Consider the following 20592-nt stretch of genomic DNA (forward strand, 5'->3'; position numbering starts at 1 on the left):
TATGGGCAAGTTAGCGTTAGCAGCAAAAATTACCCACGTGCCGTCGATGTATCTTTCTGAACTGCCGGGAAAAAATCACGGTTGTCGTCAGGCAGCCATTGATGGGCATATTGAAATTGGCAAGCGTTGCCGCGAAATGGGCGTTGACACCATTATCGTATTCGACACCCACTGGCTGGTGAATAGCGCTTACCACATTAATTGTGCCGACCATTTCCAGGGCGTCTATACCAGCAACGAATTGCCACACTTTATTCGCGACATGACCTATGACTATGACGGCAATCCGGAGCTCGGCCACCTGATCGCCGACGAGGCGGTCAAACTGGGCGTGCGCGCTAAAGCGCATAACATCCCGAGCCTGAAGCTGGAGTATGGCACGCTGGTGCCGATGCGCTACATGAACAGCGACAAGCACTTCAAAGTGGTCTCCATTTCGGCGTTCTGCACTGTGCATGATTTTGCCGACAGCCGCAGACTGGGCGAAGCCATTCTCAAGGCGATTGAGAAATATGACGGTACCGTAGCGGTATTCGCCAGTGGTTCTCTGTCGCACCGTTTTATTGACGACCAACGGGCGGAAGAGGGGATGAACAGCTACACCCGCGAGTTCGATCATCAAATGGACGAGCGCGTGGTCAAGCTGTGGCGCGAAGGCAAATTCAAGGAGTTTTGCACCATGTTGCCGGAGTACGCCGACTACTGCTACGGCGAAGGCAACATGCACGACACGGTCATGCTGCTGGGAATGCTGGGTTGGGACAAATACGACGGCAAGGTGGAGTTCATCACCGATCTGTTCGCCAGCTCCGGTACCGGCCAGGTGAACGCTGTTTTCCCGCTGCCTGCGTAAGGGGTGTTTATGCCGCACTTTATTGCTGAATGTACTGAAAATATTCGCGAGCAGGCTGATTTACCCGGCCTGTTCAGCAAGGTAAACGAGGCGCTGGCCGCCAGCGGGATTTTCCCCATCGGCGGTATCCGCAGTCGCGCCCACTGGCTGGATACCTGGCAGATGGCTGACGGTAAGCATGATTACGCGTTTGTGCATATGACGCTGAAAATCGGCGCCGGGCGCAGCCTGGAGAGCCGTCAGGAAGTTGGCGAAATGCTGTTTGGGCTGATTAAAGCCCACTTCGCCGACCTGATGGAGAACCGCTATCTGGCGCTGTCGTTTGAGATTGCCGAGTTACATCCGACGCTCAATTACAAACAAAACAACGTACACGCGTTATTTAAATAGCACACTCTTTCGCCCGGTGGCGCTGCGTTTACCGGGCCTACAAAAAAAACGATGCACGAAGCAATACCGAACCGTAGGCCGGGTAAGACGCACCCGCGTCGCCACCCGGCGCAGCAGCACCGAATGACGTAACAGGAAGCAACTATGCTCGATAAACAGACCCATACCCTGATCGCCCAGCGACTTAATCAGGCTGAAAAACAGCGTGAACAGATCCGCGCAGTGTCGCTGGATTACCCCAACATCACTATTGAAGATGCCTATGCTGTACAGCGTGAATGGGTCAATATCAAGATCGCCGAAGGGCGCACGCTCAAAGGCCACAAAATCGGCCTGACCTCAAAAGCGATGCAGGCCAGCTCGCAAATCAGCGAACCGGATTACGGCGCGCTGCTTGACGATATGTTCTTCCATGACGGCGGCGATATCCCCACCGACCGTTTTATCGTCCCGCGTATTGAAGTGGAGCTGGCGTTCGTGCTGGCGAAACCGCTGCGCGGCCCTCACTGCACGCTGTTCGACGTCTACAACGCCACGGATTATGTGATTCCGGCGCTGGAACTGATTGACGCCCGCAGCCACAACATCGACCCGGAAACCCAGCGTCCGCGCAAAGTGTTCGACACCATTTCCGACAACGCCGCCAACGCCGGGGTGATCCTCGGTGGTCGTCCCATCAAACCAGACGAGCTGGATCTGCGCTGGATCTCCGCGCTGCTCTATCGCAACGGCGTGATCGAAGAAACCGGCGTCGCCGCAGGCGTGCTGAATCATCCGGCCAACGGCGTAGCGTGGCTGGCGAACAAGCTTGCCCCCTACGATGTCCAGCTTGAAGCCGGGCAGATCATCCTCGGCGGCTCGTTCACCCGCCCGGTGCCGGCGCGCAAGGGCGACACCTTCCATGTCGATTACGGCAACATGGGCGCGATCAGTTGCCGGTTTGTGTAAGGAAAAAACGATGAAAAATGCTTTCAAAGACGCGTTAAAAGCGGGGCGCCCGCAAATCGGTTTGTGGCTGGGGCTTGCCAACAGTTACAGCGCTGAACTGTTAGCGGGCGCCGGCTTCGACTGGCTACTGATTGACGGTGAACACGCGCCAAACAACGTGCAGACGGTGTTGACCCAGTTGCAGGCGATTGCGCCTTATCCCAGCCAGCCGGTGGTGCGTCCGTCATGGAACGATCCGGTACAGATTAAGCAACTGCTCGACGTCGGCGCGCAAACGCTGCTGATACCGATGGTGCAGAATGCCGATGAAGCGCGAAACGCCGTGGCGGCTACGCGTTATCCGCCTGCCGGTATTCGCGGCGTGGGCAGCGCGCTGGCGCGGGCATCGCGCTGGAATCGCATTCCGGACTATCTCCACCAGGCCAACGACGCTATGTGCGTACTGGTGCAGATTGAAACGCGTGAGGCGATGAGCAATCTGGCGTCAATTCTCGACGTGGATGGCATTGACGGCGTGTTTATTGGCCCGGCGGATCTCAGCGCCGATATGGGCTTTGCCGGCAATCCGCAGCACCCGGAAGTGCAGGCGGCGATTGAGAACGCCATCGTGCAGATACGCGCGGCGGGGAAAGCGCCGGGGATTCTGATGGCCAATGAAGCACTGGCGAAACGTTATCTGGAACTGGGGGCGCTATTTGTCGCCGTCGGCGTTGACACCACGCTGCTGGCGCGCGGCGCGGAGGCGCTGGCGGCGCGCTTTGGCGCAGAAAAAAAGCTGTCCGGTGCGTTCGGCGTCTATTAAGCCTGGCCCGGTAAGCGCAGCGCTACCGGGCAACCGTAGTACCCTACAAAAATTCCCATCAGAGGAAAAAAAATGAGCGACACATCATCTGCACTTCCGGAAAGCCCCGAGTCTGTCAGTTCGCACAACGCGCTCAGCACGGGTCAACAAACCGTCATAAATAAACTGTTCCGCCGACTGATCGTATTTTTATTCGTGTTGTTTATCTTCTCGTTTTTAGACCGTATCAACATCGGTTTTGCCGGGTTGACGATGGGGCAGGATCTGGGGTTAAGCGCCACCATGTTTGGCCTTGCCACGACGCTGTTTTACGCCACCTACGTCATTTTTGGCATTCCCAGCAACGTGATGTTGAGCATCGTCGGCGCCCGCCGCTGGATTGCGACCATTATGGTGCTATGGGGCATTGCATCTACCGCCACGATGTTCGCGGTGGGACCGAAAAGCCTGTATGTGCTGCGAATGCTGGTGGGCATTACCGAAGCGGGCTTTTTGCCAGGAATATTGCTCTATTTAACCTACTGGTTCCCGGCATTTTTCCGCGCCCGCGCCAACGCATTATTTATGATTGCCATGCCGGCCACTACCGCGTTGGGGTCGATTGTCTCCGGCTATATTTTATCGCTGGACGGCATATTCAATCTGCATGGATGGCAGTGGTTATTCCTGTTGGAAGGATTTCCGTCAGTTTTGTTAGGCATTATGGTCTGGTTTTACCTGGATGATACCCCGGCAAAAGCCAAATGGCTGACGGCAGAGGATAAAAAATGTTTGCAGGAGATGATGGATAATGACCGCCTGACGCTGGTTCAGCCGGAGGGGGCCATCAGCCATAACGCCATGCAGCAGCGTAGTCTGTGGCGCGAAGTATTCACGCCAATTGTACTGATGTATACGCTGGCCTATTTTTGCCTTACCAATACGCTTAGCGCCATTAGTATCTGGACGCCGCAAATCCTGAAAAGTTTTAATGAAGGCAGCAGCAATATCACCATCGGCCTGCTGGCGGCGATCCCGCAGATTTGTACTATTCTGGGCATGATTTACTGGAGCCGCCATTCGGACAAACATCAGGAACGTAAACATCACACGGCGTTGCCGTTCCTGTTTGCCGCCGCGGGCTGGCTGCTGGCGTCGGCGACCGACCATAACCTGATCCAGCTCCTGGGGATCGTGATGGCATCCACGGGTTCCTTTAGCGCGATGGCGATCTTCTGGACCACGCCGGATCAGTCGATCAGTTTACGCGCCAGGGCGATAGGCATTGCGGTCATCAATGCCACCGGCAATATTGGCTCCGCGCTCAGCCCGTTTATGATTGGCTGGCTAAAAGATATCACCGGTAGCTTCAATAGCGGACTCTGGTTTGTCGCTTCTCTGTTAGTCGTCGGCGCCGCCATTATCTGGCTTATTCCCATGAAAGCATCGCGTCCGCGCGCCACCCCTTGAGGAGAAACTATGTGCCAACGTGCGATCGCCAATATTGATATCAGCAAAGAGTATGACGAAAGCATGGGCAGTAACGATGTGCATTATCAGTCGTTTGCTCGTATGGCGGATTTCTTTGGTCGTGATATGCAGGCGCATCGCCACGACCAGTTTTTTCAAATGCACTTTCTTGATACCGGGCAGATTGAGCTACAGCTCGACGATCATCGCTATTCGGTGCAGGCGCCGCTATTTGTGCTTACGCCGCCCTCGGTGCCGCATGCTTTTATTACCGAATCGGATAGCGATGGTCATGTTCTGACGGTACGCGAAGAGCTGGTTTGGCCGCTGCTGGAAGTGCTTTATCCCGGCACCAGAGAGGCCTTCGGCCTGCCGGGAATCTGTCTGTCGCTGGCGGATAAACCCAACGAGCTGGCGGCGCTCAAACATTACTGGCAGCTAATTGAGCGGGAGTCCACGGAACAACTGGCTGGCTGCGAACATACCCTGGTGCTACTGGCACAGGCGGTATTTACCTTGCTGTTGCGTAATGCGAAGCTGGACGATCACGCCGCAACCGGGATGCGCGGTGAACTGAAACTTTTTCAGCGCTTTACCCTGTTAATTGACAACCACTTCCATCAGCACTGGACGGTGCCCGATTATGCCTGCGAGTTGCATATTACCGAATCTCGTTTGACCGATATTTGCCGACGTTTTGCTAATCGCCCGCCTAAACGCCTGATTTTTGATCGGCAATTACGCGAGGCGAAACGACTGCTGCTTTTTTCCGACAATGCTGTCAACGAGATCGCCTGGCAATTAGGTTTTAAAGATCCGGCTTATTTCGCCCGTTTCTTTAATCGCCTTGCTGGCTGTTCTCCTTCGCAGTTTCGCCAACGTGAAGTTCCCTCTTTTCTCAACTAAGAAGAGTAAAAACATGATGAAAAAAAGCGTCGCTATGCTGGCGGTTTGTATGCTGGCGCAAAGCCACCTTGCTATTGCTGCTGGTGCTCCTGCGCCTCAAGAGATCAACATTGTTTTACTGGGCACCAAAGGCGGGCCTTCTTTGCTCAATACAGCCAGACTACCGCAAGCGACGGCGCTCACTATCGGCGATAAAATATGGCTGATAGATGCCGGCTACGGCGCCAGTCTGCAACTGGTGAAAAACGGCATTCCACTGCGCAACATCAATACTATTTTGCTCACCCATCTGCACAGCGACCACATACTGGATTATCCTTCCTTGCTGATGAATGCCTGGGCAAGTGGTCTGAAAGACCATACCATACAGGTGTATGGCCCGCCGGGAACCCAGGCGATGACGAAGGCTAGCTGGAAGGTCTTTGACAGGGATATCACGCTACGCATGGAAGAAGAGGGGAAACCCGATCCGCGCAACCTGGTTAAGGCGACCGATATTAGCCAGGGCGTCATCTATAAAGATGAACTGGTTACAATAAGCGCGCTGAAAGTGCCTCATTCCCCTTTCCCGGACGGTGAAGCGTTTGCTTACCGTTTTGATACCCAAGGTAAGCGAATCGTCTTCTCTGGCGATACGTCCTGGTTTCCGCCGCTTGCAACGTTTGCCCAAGGGGCGGATATCCTGGTACATGAGGCGGTACATGTCCCTTCGGTAGCAAAACTGGCTAATAGTATTGGCAACGGAAAAACGCTGGCTGAAGCGATTGCGTCGCATCACACCACGATTGAAGATGTCGGTAAGATTGCTCGCGAGGCCCACGTGAAAAAACTGGTGTTAAGTCATCTGGTGCCTGCGACGGTTGCGGATGACGTCTGGCAACAGGAAGCCATGAAAAATTACCCGGGCCCTGTCATTGTCGGTCATGACAATATGACGATAAGCGTACCGTAAGTATCAGGGCAGGGGTAAACCCACGGGCTGACATGATGTCAGCCCGTTATGCTTTTGGCGATCAGCATGACACGCAGAGCTTTTGTCTAAAACATTATTTTTTCTAAACACTACTTGCTGATTTTTATGCACAATAAAGGTAAGATGATTGCTCTGGTGAAATATTACTAAATAAGAATGTCACGGATGGAATTTATACAGTGTTAAAAGCAATGCGTTTCTTTGTCTGCCGGCCATCAGTAATATCCTCTGTACCGGCTCCTCGTTGCCAAAGTGAAGGTTAGATTAAACGAATCAAAAAATATCCGAACTGTACAATTTTTATATCAAACATATTTAACTGCAAAATACTGCAAACGTGCGCGAATACACTTAATCAGTAGTATGGCTAATGCATACTTTATTTCCTAAACTTTCTTATTATCTATTTGAATATTTCTGGTTAAACCAAATGGACAAACGGATACCAGACACTCGAAAGGATAACTGCAGGCTTCTGGTTTAGGATTGCAGTTACCAGGACAGTGGCTATTTTCTTTAAGCGATTTCCATAGAGCAGGATTAAACCTGGTAACGTTGTAAACAGTAACGGGATAAAGTTTATCGTTTATTAAGACCCCCTTATTAAAGGGGATGATAATGCTACCTGGAGGCATGTAAACATCTGCCTGATACCATAAGGTCAATCTAAGATTTTTTAGGCTATGTATGCATGAGAACGATACTCCGGTAGAGGGACTTATAACTGTATCAACGACCTTCCATTCCATTACAGAAACCTTTTAAGTGAAATAGTCAATGGTGTAAATTACATTTTCCGCAAGCCTATTCAGGATAGATGAAAATCTGAGAAACATAACTCGTTGAAAACGATCGTTTTTTATTGACCACTCTATTTATATTGATTTTTTAATAAGTTATTTATTTTATGCTCTTATTTTGTTTACATTCTATTACATTTTTGTATTTTATACGTGGTGTAAATATTGGGCGGCAGTGGATGTTATAACGCTCAATTATTAAACTGTAAGTGACTGTTGTATTTCTTATTTATAAATACTGCAACCTGTAAGCGCAGCGGTTCATTTTACCCGGCATTGACAGGGAGAAGGTACGTATCAACCAGAGAGTACAAAACAGTGAAAGAATATATTCTTCAGGCAATAAATGATCGCTAACGTGTAAAAATAACCGACGTATCTAAAAAATGTGAACTTGTGGCTGGTCTTTATTTAAACGATGATCTTCGCAATGGCGCATTAATGGCTGACATTGGCGGTTCGTTGATCGGGTTGTGCGCGGTGAAAGGCTATATTTCTTCCGTTGGGGGAAGTATGTCAGAGGCATTCTGGTATTATACCGGGTGCATGTAAATCCGGGGTGGGCAGAAAGCCCACCCTCGGTTTATTGCCTTTATCGTGGATTAGGGATGCGAGATAAAGCGAGAAAGGCGTTGCAGCAGTAACCGGTTTTCTTCGCGCAGCCGTGAATTCTCTTCCAGCAGCGTTAACGCGACCGCGATCCCAGGCCAGTCGAGCGCCAGCTCCTCGCGTAAGCGTAGCGCGCGTTGTACCACGCTCGCTGCGCGATCGTCGAATTGCCAGTCGGCGTTATCGTCTTCGTAAGGCTCAATTACCCCAAGTCCGACGATTTCGTTTAGCTCCTCTTCCGTCACGCCGGTGTGCAAACAAAATTCGGTGATGGTAAAGGTGACAGTGATGTTAGCCATTATGCTTTCCCCCATTGCTGGCGTGGGTCAAAGGACGACTGCGCGTCCGCCAGTTGTTGCCACAGGGCAGCTGTTTTCTCGTCAGGTTTCGGCGGCATAACGATTTTGATGATGGCATAGAGATCGCCAGTGTGCTTTTTACTGGCTAATCCTTTTCCTTTGATACGCAGCCGCTGACCTGCCTGGCTGCCGGGGGGAATGGTCAGCAAAATACGCTCTTTAAGCGTTGGCACAGACACCTTCGCGCCGAGCGCCGCCTCCCATGGGGCAAGCGGAAGGACGACTTCCAGATCCTGATTGACGATATCAAAGAGCGGATGCGGGGCAATATGGATAACGAGCCATAAATCGCCATTAGGTCCGCCGTTTTCCCCCGGCGTGCCCTGGCCTTTCAGTCTGATTCGTTGCCCGTTGCTGACGCCAGCCGGGATTTTCACATTCAATGTTTTGGGAATTTCCCGCTCCACCAGACCGAACGCGTTATAAACGGGGACGGAATAGCTAATCGTACGCTGGTGCTCTTCCAGCGTTTCTTCCAGGAATACCGCCACTTCAATTTCGATATCATGACCGCGTGCGGCGTGGCGGTGGTGCGAATGGCGACCGTGCTGACCAAAAATAGACGAGAAAATATCATCAAAATCTTCGGCGTTATACGGTTGGCCTTCGTGTTGCTGGAACTGGCGATTAAATTGTGGATCGTTACGGTGTTGCCATAACTGGTCATACTCGGCGCGCCGTTGCTCATCACTCAGCACTTCCCATGCTTCAGCAACCTCTTTGAAACGGGCTTCGGCATCGGGTTCTTTGCTGACATCTGGATGGTACTTGCGGGCCAGTCGGCGATAGGCGGTCTTAATCGTCTTGAGATCGTCCGTCGGTTTCACGCCCATAATGGCGTAATAATCCTTAAGTTCCATAGCATCATCTCGCTAAATCAATACATACAGAAGGGACCCCAAAAAGGTTTCTCCACTAAGTGTAGGGTAAACCTGAAAAGTGCGTATGAAAACACCAGTTATATCATTAGTAAGAATAAATTACGTTGTTCGACTATCAGAAGGTTGCGCAGCGCGCCGACATAACTTTACAGGGGAAAGGTTGCCAAAACCGCGCCAGTGGCTAAGATAACTCGCGTTAAACAGTGAGGGCGCAATGGCGAAACAACAACGGATGGGCTGGTGGTTTCTTTGCCTTGCATGTGTCGTGGTAATGGTTTGTACCGCGCAACGCATGGCGGGCCTGCACGCCTTGCAGATGCAGGCGACGGCCTCTGCTGCGGTGGTCAGCGCTCCCTCTTCGACAGATGACGGCTCGCCGGTCACTCCCTGTGAATTAAGCGCCAAGTCGCTGCTGGCGGCGCCTCCGGTACTCTTTGAAGGCGCTATCCTTGCGCTTTGTCTACTGCTTTCCTTACTGGCGCCTGTCCGGGTCATGCGCCTGCCGTTTTCGCCTCCACGGGCTATTTCGCCGCCCACATTACGGGTACATCTACGATTTTGTGTCTTCCGTGAATGACAGACCGGTTATTGCTAACGGTTACTTACTCATTCACGGAGAAAAAATATGATGATTTTGTTCAGGCGGATACTGTTCTGCCTGTTATGGCTTTGGCTGCCCGTCTCCTGGGCGGCGGAAAGCGGCTGGCTGCGTTCGCCCGATAACGACCATGCCAGCATACGGCTACGTGCCGATACGTCCGCTAACGGTGAGACCCGACTGTTGCTGGATGTCAAACTGGAAAACGGCTGGAAAACCTACTGGCGCGCGCCGGGGGAAGGGGGCGTGGCGCCCTCTATCGCCTGGAAAGGCGACATGCCTGAGGTGAGCTGGTTCTGGCCAACCCCCTCGCGCTTTGATGTGGCGAATATCACCACCCAGGGATATCACGACGAGGTGACCTTTCCGATGATCGTGCGCGGTACGCCGCCGGCGACCTTGAGCGGTGTGTTGACGTTATCAACCTGCAGCAATGTTTGTCTGTTGACCGATTACCCCTTTTCCGTGACGCCCACTGTGCAGAATGCCGATTTTGCCCATGACTATGCACGGGCGATGGGTAAAGTTCCACTCCGCAGTGGGCTAACGGACTCGCTTGAAGTCGGCTATCGCCCGGGAGAACTGGTGGTCACTGCTACGCGAGCGGCGGGCTGGTCATCGCCCGGGCTCTATCTTGACACCATAGATGACGTCGATTTTGCGAAGCCTCGCCTGCGCGTAGAGGGCGACAGGTTACAGGCGACGGTGCCGGTGACGGACAGTTGGGGCGAAAAGGCGCCCGATTTGCGCAACAAATCGCTGACCCTCGTGTTAGCCGATGGCGCTATCGCCCAGGAGAGCACGCAAACCATTGGCGCTGCGCCAGCGCAAACGCCGGACAATGCGGCGCTACCTTTCTGGCAAGTTGTAATGATGGCGCTGATCGGCGGACTGATTCTTAATTTAATGCCCTGCGTGCTGCCGGTTCTGGGCATGAAACTTGGCTCTATTTTATTGGTAGAGGAAAAAAGCCGCTCTCACATCAGGCGACAATTTTTGGCTTCGGTCGCCGGTATCATTGCGTCATTTATGGCGCTGGCGGCGTTTATGACCCTCCTTCGCCTGTCAAACCATGCGCTGGCCTGGGGAGTCCAGTTCCAGAATGCATGGTTTATTGGTTTTATGGCTCTGGTGATGTTGTTGTTTAGCGCCAGCCTGTTCGGGCTTTTTGAGTTCAGGCTTCCCTCATCTATGACCACGAAACTGGCCACTTACGGCGGTAACGGTATGTCGGGACATTTCTGGCAGGGGGCGTTCGCCACGCTGCTGGCGACGCCTTGTAGCGCGCCGTTTCTGGGTACGGCGGTGGCGGTGGCGCTCACGGCGTCGTTGCCGACGCTATGGGGGCTGTTCCTTGCGCTTGGCCTGGGAATGAGCGCGCCGTGGCTACTGGTCGCGATACGACCAGGGCTTGCGCTACGTTTACCGCGCCCCGGGCGTTGGATGAATGTCCTGCGCAGGATCCTCGGTCTGATGATGCTGGGGTCGGCTATCTGGCTGGCGACGTTACTCCTGCCGCATTTCGGCTTCACTGCGTCAAAGAGCGCGCAAGACACGGTTCAGTGGCAACCGTTGAGTGAACAGGCAATCCAGTCGGCGCTGGCGCAGCATAAGCGGGTATTTGTCGATGTTACTGCGGACTGGTGTATTACCTGTAAAGTGAATAAATACAACGTCCTGCAAAAAGAGGATGTACAGGCTGCCTTGCAACAGCCGGATGTTGTGGCGCTGCGGGGAGACTGGACGCTGCCGTCCGATGCCATTACAGATTTTCTGAAAACGCGCGGCCAGGTCGCCGTGCCGTTTAATCAGGTATATGGCCCCGGCTTGCCGGAAGGGGAGGCATTGCCCACTTTGCTGACCCGCGATGCGGTATTACAAACGTTGAAAAAAGCGAAAGGAATAACCCAATGAAATACATGATTGTTTTACTGCTGGCGCTGTTTTCGACGCTGAGCATCGCGCAAGAAACCGCCCCTTTTACGCCGGATCAGGAAAAGCAGATTGAAAATCTGATCCATGCGGCGTTGTTTAACGATCCTGCCAGCCCGCGGATAGGCGCTAAACACCCTAAGCTGACGCTGGTGAACTTTACGGATTACAACTGCCCGTACTGCAAACAGCTCGATCCGATGCTGGAAAAGATTGTGCAGAAATATCCTGACGTTGCGGTCATTATTAAACCGCTGCCATTCAAAGGAGAGAGTTCCATACTGGCGGCGCGTATTGCGCTGACCACCTGGCGCGAGCATCCGCAACAGTTCCTCGCGCTACATGAAAAACTCATGCAAAAGCGCGGTTACCATACGGATGACAGTATTAAACAGGCCCAGCAGAAAGCAGGGGCTACGCCAGTGACTCTGGATGAAAAAAGTATGGAAACGATACGCACTAATTTGCAGTTGGCAAGGCTGGTCGGCGTGCAAGGAACGCCAGCGACGATCATTGGCGACGAGCTGATTCCGGGCGCAGTGCCCTGGGATGCGCTGGAAGCGGTGGTGAAAGAAAAACTGGCGGCTGCCAATGGCGGGTAAACTGCGGCGTTGGCTGCGTGAAGCCGCGGTTTTTCTGGCGCTCCTCATCGCGATAATGGTGGTCATGGACGTCTGGCGCGCGCCGCAGGCGCCTCCGGCGTTTGCCACGACACCGTTACGTACGCTGACGGGAGAGTCGACAACTCTGGCGACATTGAGCGAAGAACGCCCCGTACTGCTCTATTTTTGGGCCAGCTGGTGCGGGGTATGCCGCTTTACTACGCCTGCGGTCGCTCGCCTGGCGGCGGAAGGGGAAAACGTCATGACCGTTGCGCTCCGCTCCGGCGATGACGCTGAGGTTGCCCGCTGGCTGGCGCGCAAGGGCGTTGACTTCCCGGTCATCAATGATGCTAACGGCGCCTTATCCGCTGGATGGGAAATCAGCGTGACGCCAACGCTGGTGGTGGTTTCACAAGGTCGGGTTGTGTTCACCACCAGCGGCTGGACCAGCTATTGGGGCATGAAGCTTCGGCTGTGGTGGGCAAAAACGTTCTGAATATGCGCCGGGGTTTCCCGGCGCTAACGCGTTTACTGTAAGAAAAACCCCCGTTTTGCGAAATCGTTCCCGGAAAAATGATCCATTTCTGTCACACTCAGAACGATTTGATAACAACAAGAGGTCATAGGGATGAAAAAATCATTACTCGCTGTTGCTGTGGCAGGGGCTGTTTTGTTGTCATTCGCCGTACAGGCGCAGACAACGCCGGAGGGTTATCAATTACAACAGGTGCTGATGATGAGCCGCCATAATCTGCGGGCGCCGCTGGCGAATAATGGCAGCGTACTGGCGCAGTCGACGCCGAACGCCTGGCCGGCGTGGGACGTTCCCGGCGGGCAACTGACGACGAAAGGCGGCGTGCTGGAAGTCTATATGGGACACTACACACGTGAATGGCTGGTCGCGCAGGGGCTGATACCGTCGGGAGAATGTCCGGCGCCCGACACGGTATATGCCTATGCGAATAGTTTGCAGCGCACCGTCGCCACCGCGCAATTTTTCATTACCGGCGCTTTCCCCGGCTGTGATATTCCTGTTCATCATCAGGAAAAAATGGGCACTATGGACCCTACCTTCAATCCGGTAATTACCGATGATTCCGCCGCGTTCCGGCAACAGGCCGTACAGGCGATGGAAAAGGCGCGTAGTCAGCTACATCTTGATGAGAGTTATAAACTGCTTGAGCAGATAACGCATTATCAGGACTCGCCGTCCTGCAAAGAGAAGCATCAGTGTTCGCTAATCGACGCGAAAGATACCTTCAGCGCGAACTATCAGCAAGAGCCTGGCGTGCAGGGGCCGCTTAAAGTAGGGAACTCGCTGGTGGATGCGTTTACCCTGCAATATTACGAAGGGTTTCCGATGGATCAGGTCGCCTGGGGCGGGATCCATACCGATCGGCAGTGGAAGGTGCTGTCAAAACTGAAAAACGGCTATCAGGACAGCCTGTTTACCTCACCCACGGTGGCGCGCAATGTCGCTGCGCCGCTGGTGAAATATATCGATAAGGTGCTGGTTGCCGATCGCGTTAGCGCGCCGAAGGTTACCGTGCTGGTGGGGCATGACTCCAATATCGCGTCGCTGCTGACGGCGCTGGATTTTAAACCCTATCAGCTCCATGACCAGTATGAGAGAACGCCGATTGGCGGCCAGCTTGTCTTCCAACGCTGGCATGACGGCAACGCTAACCGGGATTTGATGAAAATCGAGTATGTCTACCAGAGCGCCCGGCAGTTACGCAATGCGGAAGCGTTAACGCTCAAATCGCCCGCGCAAAGGGTAACCCTGGAACTGAAAGGATGTCCGGTGGATGCGAACGGCTTCTGTCCGCTGGATAAGTTCGATAACGTCATGAACACTGCCGCAAAATAGCCGTATGCCCCCGCGCAGGCGGGGGCGTTTGTGTTATACGTTCTTACGTTCGATGATTTGTTCGCCCCAGAAGAGCGAGTCTTTGTCCGTTTTCTCAAAGGCTTTGATCAGCACCTCATCGCTACCTTCTTCCCATATTTTTTCTGCCAGTTTCTCGTCATAGTGAGCGACTTCAAAAATGGCTTCGGCAATTTCCGGCGACGTATTACGCAGGCTTGCCCATTCGCCGACGCGGTGCGCTTTTGCTTCTTGAGTTGGCATTCGAATCCTCCTGTTGAAGATTAGCCGTTGAGTTTGACTGCCAGACCGGCGACGTATTCCCCCTGATAGCGAGCGATAGAGAGTTCCTCCTGGCTTGGTTGACGCGAACCGTCGCCTCCGGCGATAGTCGTTGCGCCGTAAGGCGTGCCGCCGCGAACCTGGGAGACGTCAAACAGTTCCTGTGCGGCATAGCCTATCGGGACAATCACCATCCCATGATGGGCAAGCGTAGTCCAGGTCGAGGTGATCGTCTGCTCCTGGCCGCCGCCCGTTCCGGTAGAACTGAACACGCTGCCGAGCTTGCCGTATAGCGCGCCGGATGCCCACAGTCCGCCGGTTTGGTCCAGGAAGGTACGCATCTGGCCTGACATATTGCCAAACCGGGTTGGCGTACCAAAAATAATGGCATCGTAATCCGCCAGCTCCTGTGGGGTGGCAACCGGTGCGTTTTGCGTTTTACCGCCAGCTTTTGCGAAGATTTCAGGCGGCATTGTTTCTGGCACACGCTTTATAATGACCTCTGCGCCGTCGACTTTCTTTGCCCCTTCCGCCACCGCGTGCGCCATGGTTTCAATGTGTCCGTACATGGAATAATAGAGCACCAGAATCTTTGCCATTTGTACTACTCCTCAGATTAATCAGGTGTGTAGCGATTCGCTACGTCTATTTAAAGATATGCTCTCCTGTGAAGAGTGCAAATTTCAGCGCCATTTCTTTGATTTATAACAATAATTAATTTGGCGACCTTTGTTGCAAAATGATACATTTTTAAGCGCTTTGATTTTTCTAAATATAAGAATAACTTATTTATTTCTTATGGTTATTATTCTGCATATTCGGCTTCTGATGTTGCAGAATATTTCGGTAAGCGGCCTACCACGGCGTTTTTCACTATGCTTAATGTTACGCGGCGTTACTGATGATATCGTTCATACGCTGCGCGAGGAGATACTCCTCATTACCTATGCAATATGATGTCTAATCTATGACGGAGGTCAGTAATGGCAAACCATCGTGGCGGTTCCGGTAATTTTGCGGAAGACCGCGAAAGAGCATCAGAAGCAGGTCGTAAAGGTGGTCAGCACAGCGGGGGCAATTTTAAGAATGACCCGCAGCGTGCATCCGAAGCAGGCAAAAAAGGGGGCAAAAGCAGTAACCGTAATAGCTAGCCTGCGTCACAACAGCAAGACGCTGAGCGTTTCGCGCTAAAAGCGTCATGCGCCACCGCCGCCGGATTTCCGGCGGTTTTTTTGTTTATAAGCCGGATTTGGTATGCTTGCGTCCTGACAAAAAGGAGAGGGCGCATGTCGCAACGCACAGAGAAAAAAATCGGGAAACGCTCGCAGGCCACCGGTGCAAAACGGCAGCTTATCTTAACCGCCGCGCTTGCTGTTTTTTCCCAGTATGGCATTCATGGCGCGCGTCTTGAGCAGGTCGCCGAGCGGGCAGGCGTCTCCAAAACCAATCTGCTTTATTATTATCCCTCGAAAGAGGCGCTGTATGTCGCGGTAATGCGACAGATCCTGGATGTCTGGCTGGCGCCGCTCAAGGCGTTTCGCGCAGAATTTTCCCCTCTGGAGGCCATCAAAGAGTATATCCGTCTCAAGCTGGAGGTTTCGCGTGATTATCCGCAGGCGTCGCGGCTCTTCTGTATGGAGATGCTGGCGGGCGCGCCGCTCTTGATGGAGGAACTGACCGGCGATCTAAAAGCGTTGATAGATGAAAAATCCGCGCTGATTGCCGGATGGGTGCACAGCGGGAAACTGGCGCCCGTCTCCCCGCACCATTTGATCTTCATGATTTGGGCCGCCACGCAACATTACGCCGATTTTGCCCCTCAGGTTGAGGCGGTAACCGGCGCGACGCTTCGCGATGAAGCCTTTTTCAACCAAACGGTCGAAAGCGTTCAGCGCATTATTATTGAAGGGATTCGCGTGCGTTAACCGGCTGGCGGCAGTGGGCAGCTCAAATCCCCCTCTTCACATTGCAGCAGCGAGGCTAAAAACGCTTCGCGTTCGTTCGTTTTATCGGTCAGGCACTGGCTGGCGATCATGGGTTGCACGCTGCCGCCCTCCGTACCTGAACGAATCAGAGCGCAATCGGCGTCGCGCAGGGCAATCCATGCCACCTGCGCTTTTTGCAACAGCTCGCGCTGCGGCGGTTGCGCACGCTTAAGCGCGCTTTGATAGGTTTCGTTCAGCTTTTTATCTGCCGCCTGGTATTGCGCGGCGGCGCAGCGATTCATTTCCAGCTGCGTACTGGCGCTGGCACACTCATCAGCCAACGCCTGACTGCTGAACAACAACGCAGCGCAGGTAAGGAAAATTCGTTTCATACGCTCCTCTGACGCGAGTAAAAAGGCTCCATTGACGGAGCCTTAATTAACCACAGTATTAGCCAATTGTCATCAGGCTGGCATTACCGCCAGCGGCAGCAGTGTTTACGCTCAGCGAACGTTCAATATAGAGCCGTTCCAGCAGTATATTGCTTTCGCCGCGGGCGAACCCCTGTACCGACACTATCGCGCCTTCGCGGGCGGCGACGGCTTCGCAAACGGTTCGCAGCTTGTCGGAGTCGCCGTGGAAAATCACCGCGTCAAACGGCTGCGCCATCAGCGTTTCCGCTTTCGCAAACTGGACACGCGCCGCAACGGCGGCGGGGAGACGTTTCGCCAGATCGCGGTGGAAGGCGTCGTCTGACCATAGCGCCTGACTGCCGACGGCGAGAACGGCGGCAAGCTGCGTCAACGTGTCCTGTTCATCATCAGCCAGGCATAATACCCGTTCACGCGGCAACAGCGTCCAGGTATTACGCTCGCCGGTCGGCCCCGGTAGCAGGCGCTGCGTGCCGGCCTGCGCCAGATCGGCGAATTGTCGGCAGAGCGTCTGTAGCGCCGGGCGATCCGCCGCCCATTGCGTCAGGGCGGTCAACGGCGCGAGTAGCGTGGTTTTAAGCTGCGCATCCACCGGGTAACGCGCATCCTGACGAGTCAGCGTCGTATTGAGCGCATTGGGCGGGCGGTGTGCCAGCAGGCGGTAGAGATAGAGCGGCCCTCCCGCTTTTGGCCCGGTACCAGACAGTCCTTCGCCGCCAAACGGCTGGACGCCGACGACCGCGCCCACCATATTACGGTTAACGTACAGGTTGCCGACGTGGGCGGAACCGGTGACTTGCGCAATGGTTTCATCAATACGGGTATGTACGCCCAGCGTTAGCCCGTAGCCGGAAGTGTTAATCTGTTCGATAAGCTCCGCCAGTTGGTTACGGTTATAACGCACGACGTGCAGCACGGGCCCGAAGACCTCTTTTTCCAGTTCTGCGAAGTTTTCCAGCTCAATAAGCGTGGGCATAACAAACGTACCGGTCTGCCATTCCTGCGCGTCATCGTTGTTTTCACGCGCGGCCTGGAAAACCGGGCGGCCTTTGGCGCGCATCGTCTGGATATGACGCTCGATGTTGGCTTTGGCCTCGCTATCAATCACCGGCCCGATATCGGTCGTCAGACGGCCTGGATTCCCCATCCGACACTCCGCCATCGCGCCGCGTAACATTTTCAGCGTATGTTCGGCGATATCGTCCTGCAAACACAGCACGCGGAGCGCGGAACAGCGTTGTCCGGCGCTGTCGAAAGCGGAAGCCAGCACATCCACGACCACCTGCTCGGTGAGCGCGGAAGAGTCGACAATCATAGCGTTCATACCGCCGGTTTCCGCAATCAACGGAATAGGGCGGCCCTGGGCGTCAAGACGCGTGGCGATGTTGCGCTGCAACAACGTCGCGACCTCCGTGGAACCGGTAAACATCACGCCGCGTACACGCGCATCGGCGGTAAGCTGGGCGCCGACGGTTTCTCCCCGTCCCGGCAACAGTTGCACGACGCCCGGTGGTACGCCCGCTTCCAGCAAAATGGCAATGCCCTGGGCGGCAATCAGCGATGTCTGCTCTGCCGGTTTCGCCAGAACGCTGTTACCTGCCGCCAGCGCGGCGGCGATTTGGCCGGTGAAAATGGCCAGCGGGAAGTTCCACGGACTGATACAGACCACCGGCCCTAACGGGCGATGCGTTTCGTTATCGAAATCGTCACGCACTTGACCGGCATAATAATGGAGGAAGTCTACCGCTTCGCGCACTTCGGCAATGGCGTTGCTGAACGTTTTCCCCGCTTCGCGCACCAACAGGCCAATCAACTGCTGCATTTGGCCTTCCATCAATACCGCCGCCCGCTGCAAAATGGCGGCGCGTTCTTGCGGCGGCGTCGCAAACCAAACCGGCGCCTGATTGACCGCGTTTTGCAATGCCTGTTCAACCTCGCTTTCTGTCGCTTCGCGTCCCCAGCCGACAATATCTTTCGGTTCCGCCGGGTTGATAACCGGCGTCATCTCACCGTCGGCCACCGGTTGTTCCAGCACAGGTTTGGCCTGCCATTTCTGCATGGCGTTGCTTAACAGGGCAGAAGAAAGCGAGGCGAGGCGATGTTCATTCGCTAAATCAAGTCCGGCGGAGTTTATCCGACCTTCGCCGTACAGATCGCGCGGCAGCGGAATTTTCGGATGCGGTATGCCAGCCTGACCTTCCTGCTGCGCCAGTTTTTCCACGGCCTCGACCGGGTCGGCCACCAGTTCATCGAGCGGTAGGGTGGCATCGGCGATGCGGTTGACAAAAGAGGTGTTGGCACCGTTTTCCAGCAGGCGTCGTACCAGATAGGCCAGCAGGGTTTCGTGTGTTCCCACCGGCGCGTAAATACGGCAGGGACGGTTAAGTTTTCCGTCCGCTACTTTACCGGTGACCTGTTCATACAGCGGTTCGCCCATGCCGTGCAGGCACTGGAATTCGTACTGACCCGGATAGTAATTTTGCCCGGCCAGATGATAAATCGCCGCCAGTGTGTGTGCGTTATGGGTCGCGAACTGCGGGTAGATCAGATTAGGTACGGCGAGCAATTTTTTCGCACAGGCCAGATAAGAGACATCGGTATACACTTTGCGGGTATAAACCGGATAACCCTCCAGCCCTTCCATTTGCGCGCGTTTGATCTCGCTATCCCAGTAGGCGCCTTTCACCAGACGAATCATCAGCCGACGGCGGCTACGGGAGGCCAGATCGACTAAATAATCAATGACCAGCGGGCAGCGTTTCTGGTAAGCCTGGATCACAAAGCCAATGCCGTTCCAGCCCGCCAGTTCGGGTTCGAAGCAGAGTTTTTCCAGCAGATCGAGCGAGATCTCCAGACGATCCGCCTCTTCGGCGTCGATATTGAGACCGATATCATACTGGCGCGCCAGCAGCGTCAGGGATTTCAGGCGCGGATAAAGCTCCTCCATTACCCGATCGTATTGCGCGCGACTATAGCGTGGATGCAGGGCGGACAGCTTAATCGAGATGCCTGGCCCTTCGTAAATACCGCGACCGTTAGACGCTTTGCCGATGGCATGAATCGCTTGCTGGTAAGAAACCATATAGGCCTGCGCATCGGCGGCGGTTAACGCGGCTTCGCCCAGCATATCGTAAGAATAGCGGAACCCTTTCTCTTCCAGTTTTCGGGCATTCGCCAGCGCCTGAGCAATGGTTTCGCCAGTCACGAACTGCTCGCCCATTAAACGCATCGCCATGTCGACGCCTTTGCGGATTAACGGTTCGCCGCTCTTGCCGATAATGCGGTTCAGCGAGCGTGAAAGATTAGCTTCGTTATGCGTTGAGACCAGTCGGCCGGTAAAGAGCAGCCCCCAGGTGGCGGCGTTTACAAACAGCGACGGGCTACGGCCAATATGCGACTGCCAGTTGCCATTACTGATTTTGTCGCGAATTAACGCATCGCGCGTAGCTTTGTCGGGAATACGCAGCAGCGCTTCCGCCAGACACATCAGCGCAACGCCTTCTTGCGAAGAGAGGGAAAACTCCTGCAACAGGCCTTGCACCATACCCGCGCGACCGCTGGCGGATTTTTGATTGCGCAATTTCTCCGCCAGTTGATACGCCAGTTTATGCGCCTGCTCAGCGACAGGCGGCGACAGGCGCGCCTGTTCCATTAGCATTGACACCGCATCGGTCTCCGGGCGGCGCCAGGCGGCAGTGATGGCGGCGCGAGAGACGGATTGGGGAAGAATCTGTTCGGCAAACTCCAGAAAGGGCTGATGCGGCTCATCCTGCGGCGCGACCGGCTCCTCGCTTTCATTTGCCGCGCCGGCAAACAGCGCAGGTAGCTCCGGTAGCGTATCGCTATTTTCCAGCTTGTCCAGATAGCTAAAGATCGCCTGTTTTATTAACCAGTGCGGCGTGCGATCGATACGCGAGGCGGCCATTTTGATCCGTTCGCGCGTGGCGTCGTCCAGCTTAACCCCCATCGTGGTGGTTCCCATACC

21 protein-coding genes are annotated in these 20592 nt (G+C 54.4%); 14 read left to right on the forward strand and 7 right to left on the reverse strand.

Annotated features, from left to right (window positions below):
• Window position 1: 1 nt before the first annotated feature.
• The 7 genes from hpaD to NA624_RS00270 all read left to right on the forward strand — a co-directional run bounded on the left by hpaD (window position 2) and on the right by NA624_RS00270 (window position 6300).
• Window positions 2–853 carry a 3,4-dihydroxyphenylacetate 2,3-dioxygenase gene (gene hpaD / locus NA624_RS00240; RefSeq protein ID WP_000516978.1) on the forward strand — a complete coding sequence of 284 codons (852 nt, stop codon included), beginning with the start codon at window positions 2–4 and terminating at the stop codon, window positions 851–853.
• A 9-nt stretch (window positions 854–862) separates the two neighbouring features.
• Window positions 863–1243 carry a 5-carboxymethyl-2-hydroxymuconate Delta-isomerase gene (locus tag NA624_RS00245; protein WP_001119849.1) on the forward strand — a complete coding sequence of 127 codons (381 nt, stop codon included), beginning with the start codon at window positions 863–865 and terminating at the stop codon, window positions 1241–1243.
• Between the two features lie 144 nt (window positions 1244–1387).
• Window positions 1388–2191: a 2-oxo-hept-4-ene-1,7-dioate hydratase gene (gene hpaH / locus NA624_RS00250; protein WP_000884795.1), complete on the forward strand. Its 804-nt coding sequence runs from the start codon at window positions 1388–1390 to the stop codon at window positions 2189–2191.
• A gap of 10 nt (window positions 2192–2201) precedes the next feature.
• Complete coding sequence (hpaI, locus tag NA624_RS00255) at window positions 2202–2993, forward strand: 4-hydroxy-2-oxoheptanedioate aldolase (RefSeq protein WP_000785060.1); 792 nt, start codon at window positions 2202–2204, stop codon at window positions 2991–2993.
• Between the two features lie 72 nt (window positions 2994–3065).
• Window positions 3066–4442: a 4-hydroxyphenylacetate permease gene (gene hpaX / locus NA624_RS00260; protein WP_001285803.1), complete on the forward strand. Its 1377-nt coding sequence runs from the start codon at window positions 3066–3068 to the stop codon at window positions 4440–4442.
• Between the two features lie 9 nt (window positions 4443–4451).
• Complete coding sequence (hpaA, locus tag NA624_RS00265) at window positions 4452–5348, forward strand: 4-hydroxyphenylacetate catabolism regulatory protein HpaA (RefSeq protein WP_000336602.1); 897 nt, start codon at window positions 4452–4454, stop codon at window positions 5346–5348.
• A 13-nt stretch (window positions 5349–5361) separates the two neighbouring features.
• Window positions 5362–6300: an MBL fold metallo-hydrolase gene (locus NA624_RS00270; RefSeq protein WP_000976558.1), complete on the forward strand. Its 939-nt coding sequence runs from the start codon at window positions 5362–5364 to the stop codon at window positions 6298–6300.
• 407 nt (window positions 6301–6707) lie between these two features.
• On the opposite strand, the gene NA624_RS00275 is transcribed toward NA624_RS00270, so the two are convergent.
• From NA624_RS00275 to cbpA, 3 genes are all read right to left on the reverse strand, one after another.
• Window positions 6708–7070, reverse strand: a complete 363-nt coding sequence (locus NA624_RS00275; protein ID WP_001542612.1) for an anti-adapter protein IraM — start codon at window positions 7068–7070, stop codon at window positions 6708–6710.
• A gap of 653 nt (window positions 7071–7723) precedes the next feature.
• Window positions 7724–8029, reverse strand: a complete 306-nt coding sequence (cbpM, locus tag NA624_RS00280; protein WP_001284251.1) for a chaperone modulator CbpM — start codon at window positions 8027–8029, stop codon at window positions 7724–7726.
• Complete coding sequence (gene cbpA / locus NA624_RS00285; RefSeq protein WP_000420603.1) at window positions 8029–8949, reverse strand: curved DNA-binding protein; 921 nt, start codon at window positions 8947–8949, stop codon at window positions 8029–8031. Before cbpA ends, cbpM begins: the two co-directional genes overlap by 1 nt.
• A gap of 235 nt (window positions 8950–9184) precedes the next feature.
• Here cbpA and NA624_RS00290 point away from each other — a divergent pair, with 235 nt between their 5' ends.
• From NA624_RS00290 to agp, 5 genes are all read left to right on the forward strand, one after another.
• On the forward strand, window positions 9185–9547 hold the full coding sequence (locus NA624_RS00290; RefSeq protein WP_001118902.1) for a copper resistance protein: 363 nt from the start codon (window positions 9185–9187) through the stop codon (window positions 9545–9547).
• A gap of 48 nt (window positions 9548–9595) precedes the next feature.
• On the forward strand, window positions 9596–11482 hold the full coding sequence (locus NA624_RS00295; protein WP_000972971.1) for a protein-disulfide reductase DsbD family protein: 1887 nt from the start codon (window positions 9596–9598) through the stop codon (window positions 11480–11482).
• The gene (locus NA624_RS00300) at window positions 11479–12102 is read left to right on the forward strand and encodes a DsbA family protein (protein ID WP_000876684.1); all 624 of its coding nucleotides are present in this window, start codon (window positions 11479–11481) and stop codon (window positions 12100–12102) included. The genes NA624_RS00295 and NA624_RS00300 overlap by 4 nt, the downstream gene beginning before the upstream one ends.
• Complete coding sequence (locus NA624_RS00305) at window positions 12092–12598, forward strand: protein disulfide oxidoreductase (RefSeq protein ID WP_000907529.1); 507 nt, start codon at window positions 12092–12094, stop codon at window positions 12596–12598. The genes NA624_RS00300 and NA624_RS00305 overlap by 11 nt, the downstream gene beginning before the upstream one ends.
• A gap of 132 nt (window positions 12599–12730) precedes the next feature.
• Window positions 12731–13972 carry a bifunctional glucose-1-phosphatase/inositol phosphatase gene (agp, locus tag NA624_RS00310; RefSeq protein ID WP_000749187.1) on the forward strand — a complete coding sequence of 414 codons (1242 nt, stop codon included), beginning with the start codon at window positions 12731–12733 and terminating at the stop codon, window positions 13970–13972.
• A 33-nt stretch (window positions 13973–14005) separates the two neighbouring features.
• Here the strand turns inward: agp and NA624_RS00315 are convergent, their stop codons facing one another.
• Window positions 14006–14233: a YccJ family protein gene (locus NA624_RS00315; protein ID WP_001143125.1), complete on the reverse strand. Its 228-nt coding sequence runs from the start codon at window positions 14231–14233 to the stop codon at window positions 14006–14008.
• A gap of 20 nt (window positions 14234–14253) precedes the next feature.
• On the reverse strand, window positions 14254–14850 hold the full coding sequence (gene wrbA / locus NA624_RS00320; protein ID WP_001062898.1) for an NAD(P)H:quinone oxidoreductase: 597 nt from the start codon (window positions 14848–14850) through the stop codon (window positions 14254–14256).
• A gap of 384 nt (window positions 14851–15234) precedes the next feature.
• Between wrbA and NA624_RS00325 the strand changes: the two genes are divergently transcribed.
• Together NA624_RS00325 and rutR are read left to right on the forward strand one after the other, a co-directional pair.
• Complete coding sequence (locus tag NA624_RS00325; RefSeq protein WP_001273663.1) at window positions 15235–15402, forward strand: general stress protein; 168 nt, start codon at window positions 15235–15237, stop codon at window positions 15400–15402.
• Between the two features lie 135 nt (window positions 15403–15537).
• The gene (gene rutR / locus NA624_RS00330; RefSeq protein ID WP_000083128.1) at window positions 15538–16176 is read left to right on the forward strand and encodes an HTH-type transcriptional regulator RutR; all 639 of its coding nucleotides are present in this window, start codon (window positions 15538–15540) and stop codon (window positions 16174–16176) included.
• On the opposite strand, the gene NA624_RS00335 is transcribed toward rutR, so the two are convergent.
• A complete protein-coding gene (locus tag NA624_RS00335; RefSeq protein ID WP_000821064.1) occupies window positions 16173–16568 on the reverse strand; it encodes a lysozyme inhibitor LprI family protein in 396 nt (131 codons plus the stop codon). The genes rutR and NA624_RS00335 overlap by 4 nt on opposite strands.
• A gap of 58 nt (window positions 16569–16626) precedes the next feature.
• Window positions 16627–20589: a trifunctional transcriptional regulator/proline dehydrogenase/L-glutamate gamma-semialdehyde dehydrogenase gene (gene putA, locus NA624_RS00340; protein WP_000537503.1), complete on the reverse strand. Its 3963-nt coding sequence runs from the start codon at window positions 20587–20589 to the stop codon at window positions 16627–16629.
• Window positions 20590–20592: the final 3 nt, after the last annotated feature.

The organism is Salmonella sp. NW38 (assembly GCF_051807745.1).
In the GTDB taxonomy this organism is placed as follows: Bacteria; Pseudomonadota; Gammaproteobacteria; order Enterobacterales; family Enterobacteriaceae; genus Salmonella; species Salmonella enterica.

Coding starts and splice junctions, on each gene's coding strand:
- hpaD (WP_000516978.1), top strand. CDS start 2: ATGGGCAAGTTAGCGTTAGCAGCAAAAATTACCCACGTGCCGTCGATG.
- NA624_RS00245 (WP_001119849.1), top strand. CDS start 863: ATGCCGCACTTTATTGCTGAATGTACTGAAAATATTCGCGAGCAGGCT.
- hpaH (WP_000884795.1), top strand. CDS start 1,388: ATGCTCGATAAACAGACCCATACCCTGATCGCCCAGCGACTTAATCAG.
- hpaI (WP_000785060.1), top strand. CDS start 2,202: ATGAAAAATGCTTTCAAAGACGCGTTAAAAGCGGGGCGCCCGCAAATC.
- hpaX (WP_001285803.1), top strand. CDS start 3,066: ATGAGCGACACATCATCTGCACTTCCGGAAAGCCCCGAGTCTGTCAGT.
- hpaA (WP_000336602.1), top strand. CDS start 4,452: ATGTGCCAACGTGCGATCGCCAATATTGATATCAGCAAAGAGTATGAC.
- NA624_RS00270 (WP_000976558.1), top strand. CDS start 5,362: ATGATGAAAAAAAGCGTCGCTATGCTGGCGGTTTGTATGCTGGCGCAA.
- NA624_RS00275 (WP_001542612.1), bottom strand. CDS start 7,070: ATGGAATGGAAGGTCGTTGATACAGTTATAAGTCCCTCTACCGGAGTA.
- cbpM (WP_001284251.1), bottom strand. CDS start 8,029: ATGGCTAACATCACTGTCACCTTTACCATCACCGAATTTTGTTTGCAC.
- cbpA (WP_000420603.1), bottom strand. CDS start 8,949: ATGGAACTTAAGGATTATTACGCCATTATGGGCGTGAAACCGACGGAC.
- NA624_RS00290 (WP_001118902.1), top strand. CDS start 9,185: ATGGCGAAACAACAACGGATGGGCTGGTGGTTTCTTTGCCTTGCATGT.
- NA624_RS00295 (WP_000972971.1), top strand. CDS start 9,596: ATGATGATTTTGTTCAGGCGGATACTGTTCTGCCTGTTATGGCTTTGG.
- NA624_RS00300 (WP_000876684.1), top strand. CDS start 11,479: ATGAAATACATGATTGTTTTACTGCTGGCGCTGTTTTCGACGCTGAGC.
- NA624_RS00305 (WP_000907529.1), top strand. CDS start 12,092: ATGGCGGGTAAACTGCGGCGTTGGCTGCGTGAAGCCGCGGTTTTTCTG.
- agp (WP_000749187.1), top strand. CDS start 12,731: ATGAAAAAATCATTACTCGCTGTTGCTGTGGCAGGGGCTGTTTTGTTG.
- NA624_RS00315 (WP_001143125.1), bottom strand. CDS start 14,233: ATGCCAACTCAAGAAGCAAAAGCGCACCGCGTCGGCGAATGGGCAAGC.
- wrbA (WP_001062898.1), bottom strand. CDS start 14,850: ATGGCAAAGATTCTGGTGCTCTATTATTCCATGTACGGACACATTGAA.
- NA624_RS00325 (WP_001273663.1), top strand. CDS start 15,235: ATGGCAAACCATCGTGGCGGTTCCGGTAATTTTGCGGAAGACCGCGAA.
- rutR (WP_000083128.1), top strand. CDS start 15,538: ATGTCGCAACGCACAGAGAAAAAAATCGGGAAACGCTCGCAGGCCACC.
- NA624_RS00335 (WP_000821064.1), bottom strand. CDS start 16,568: ATGAAACGAATTTTCCTTACCTGCGCTGCGTTGTTGTTCAGCAGTCAG.
- putA (WP_000537503.1), bottom strand. CDS start 20,589: ATGGGAACCACCACGATGGGGGTTAAGCTGGACGACGCCACGCGCGAA.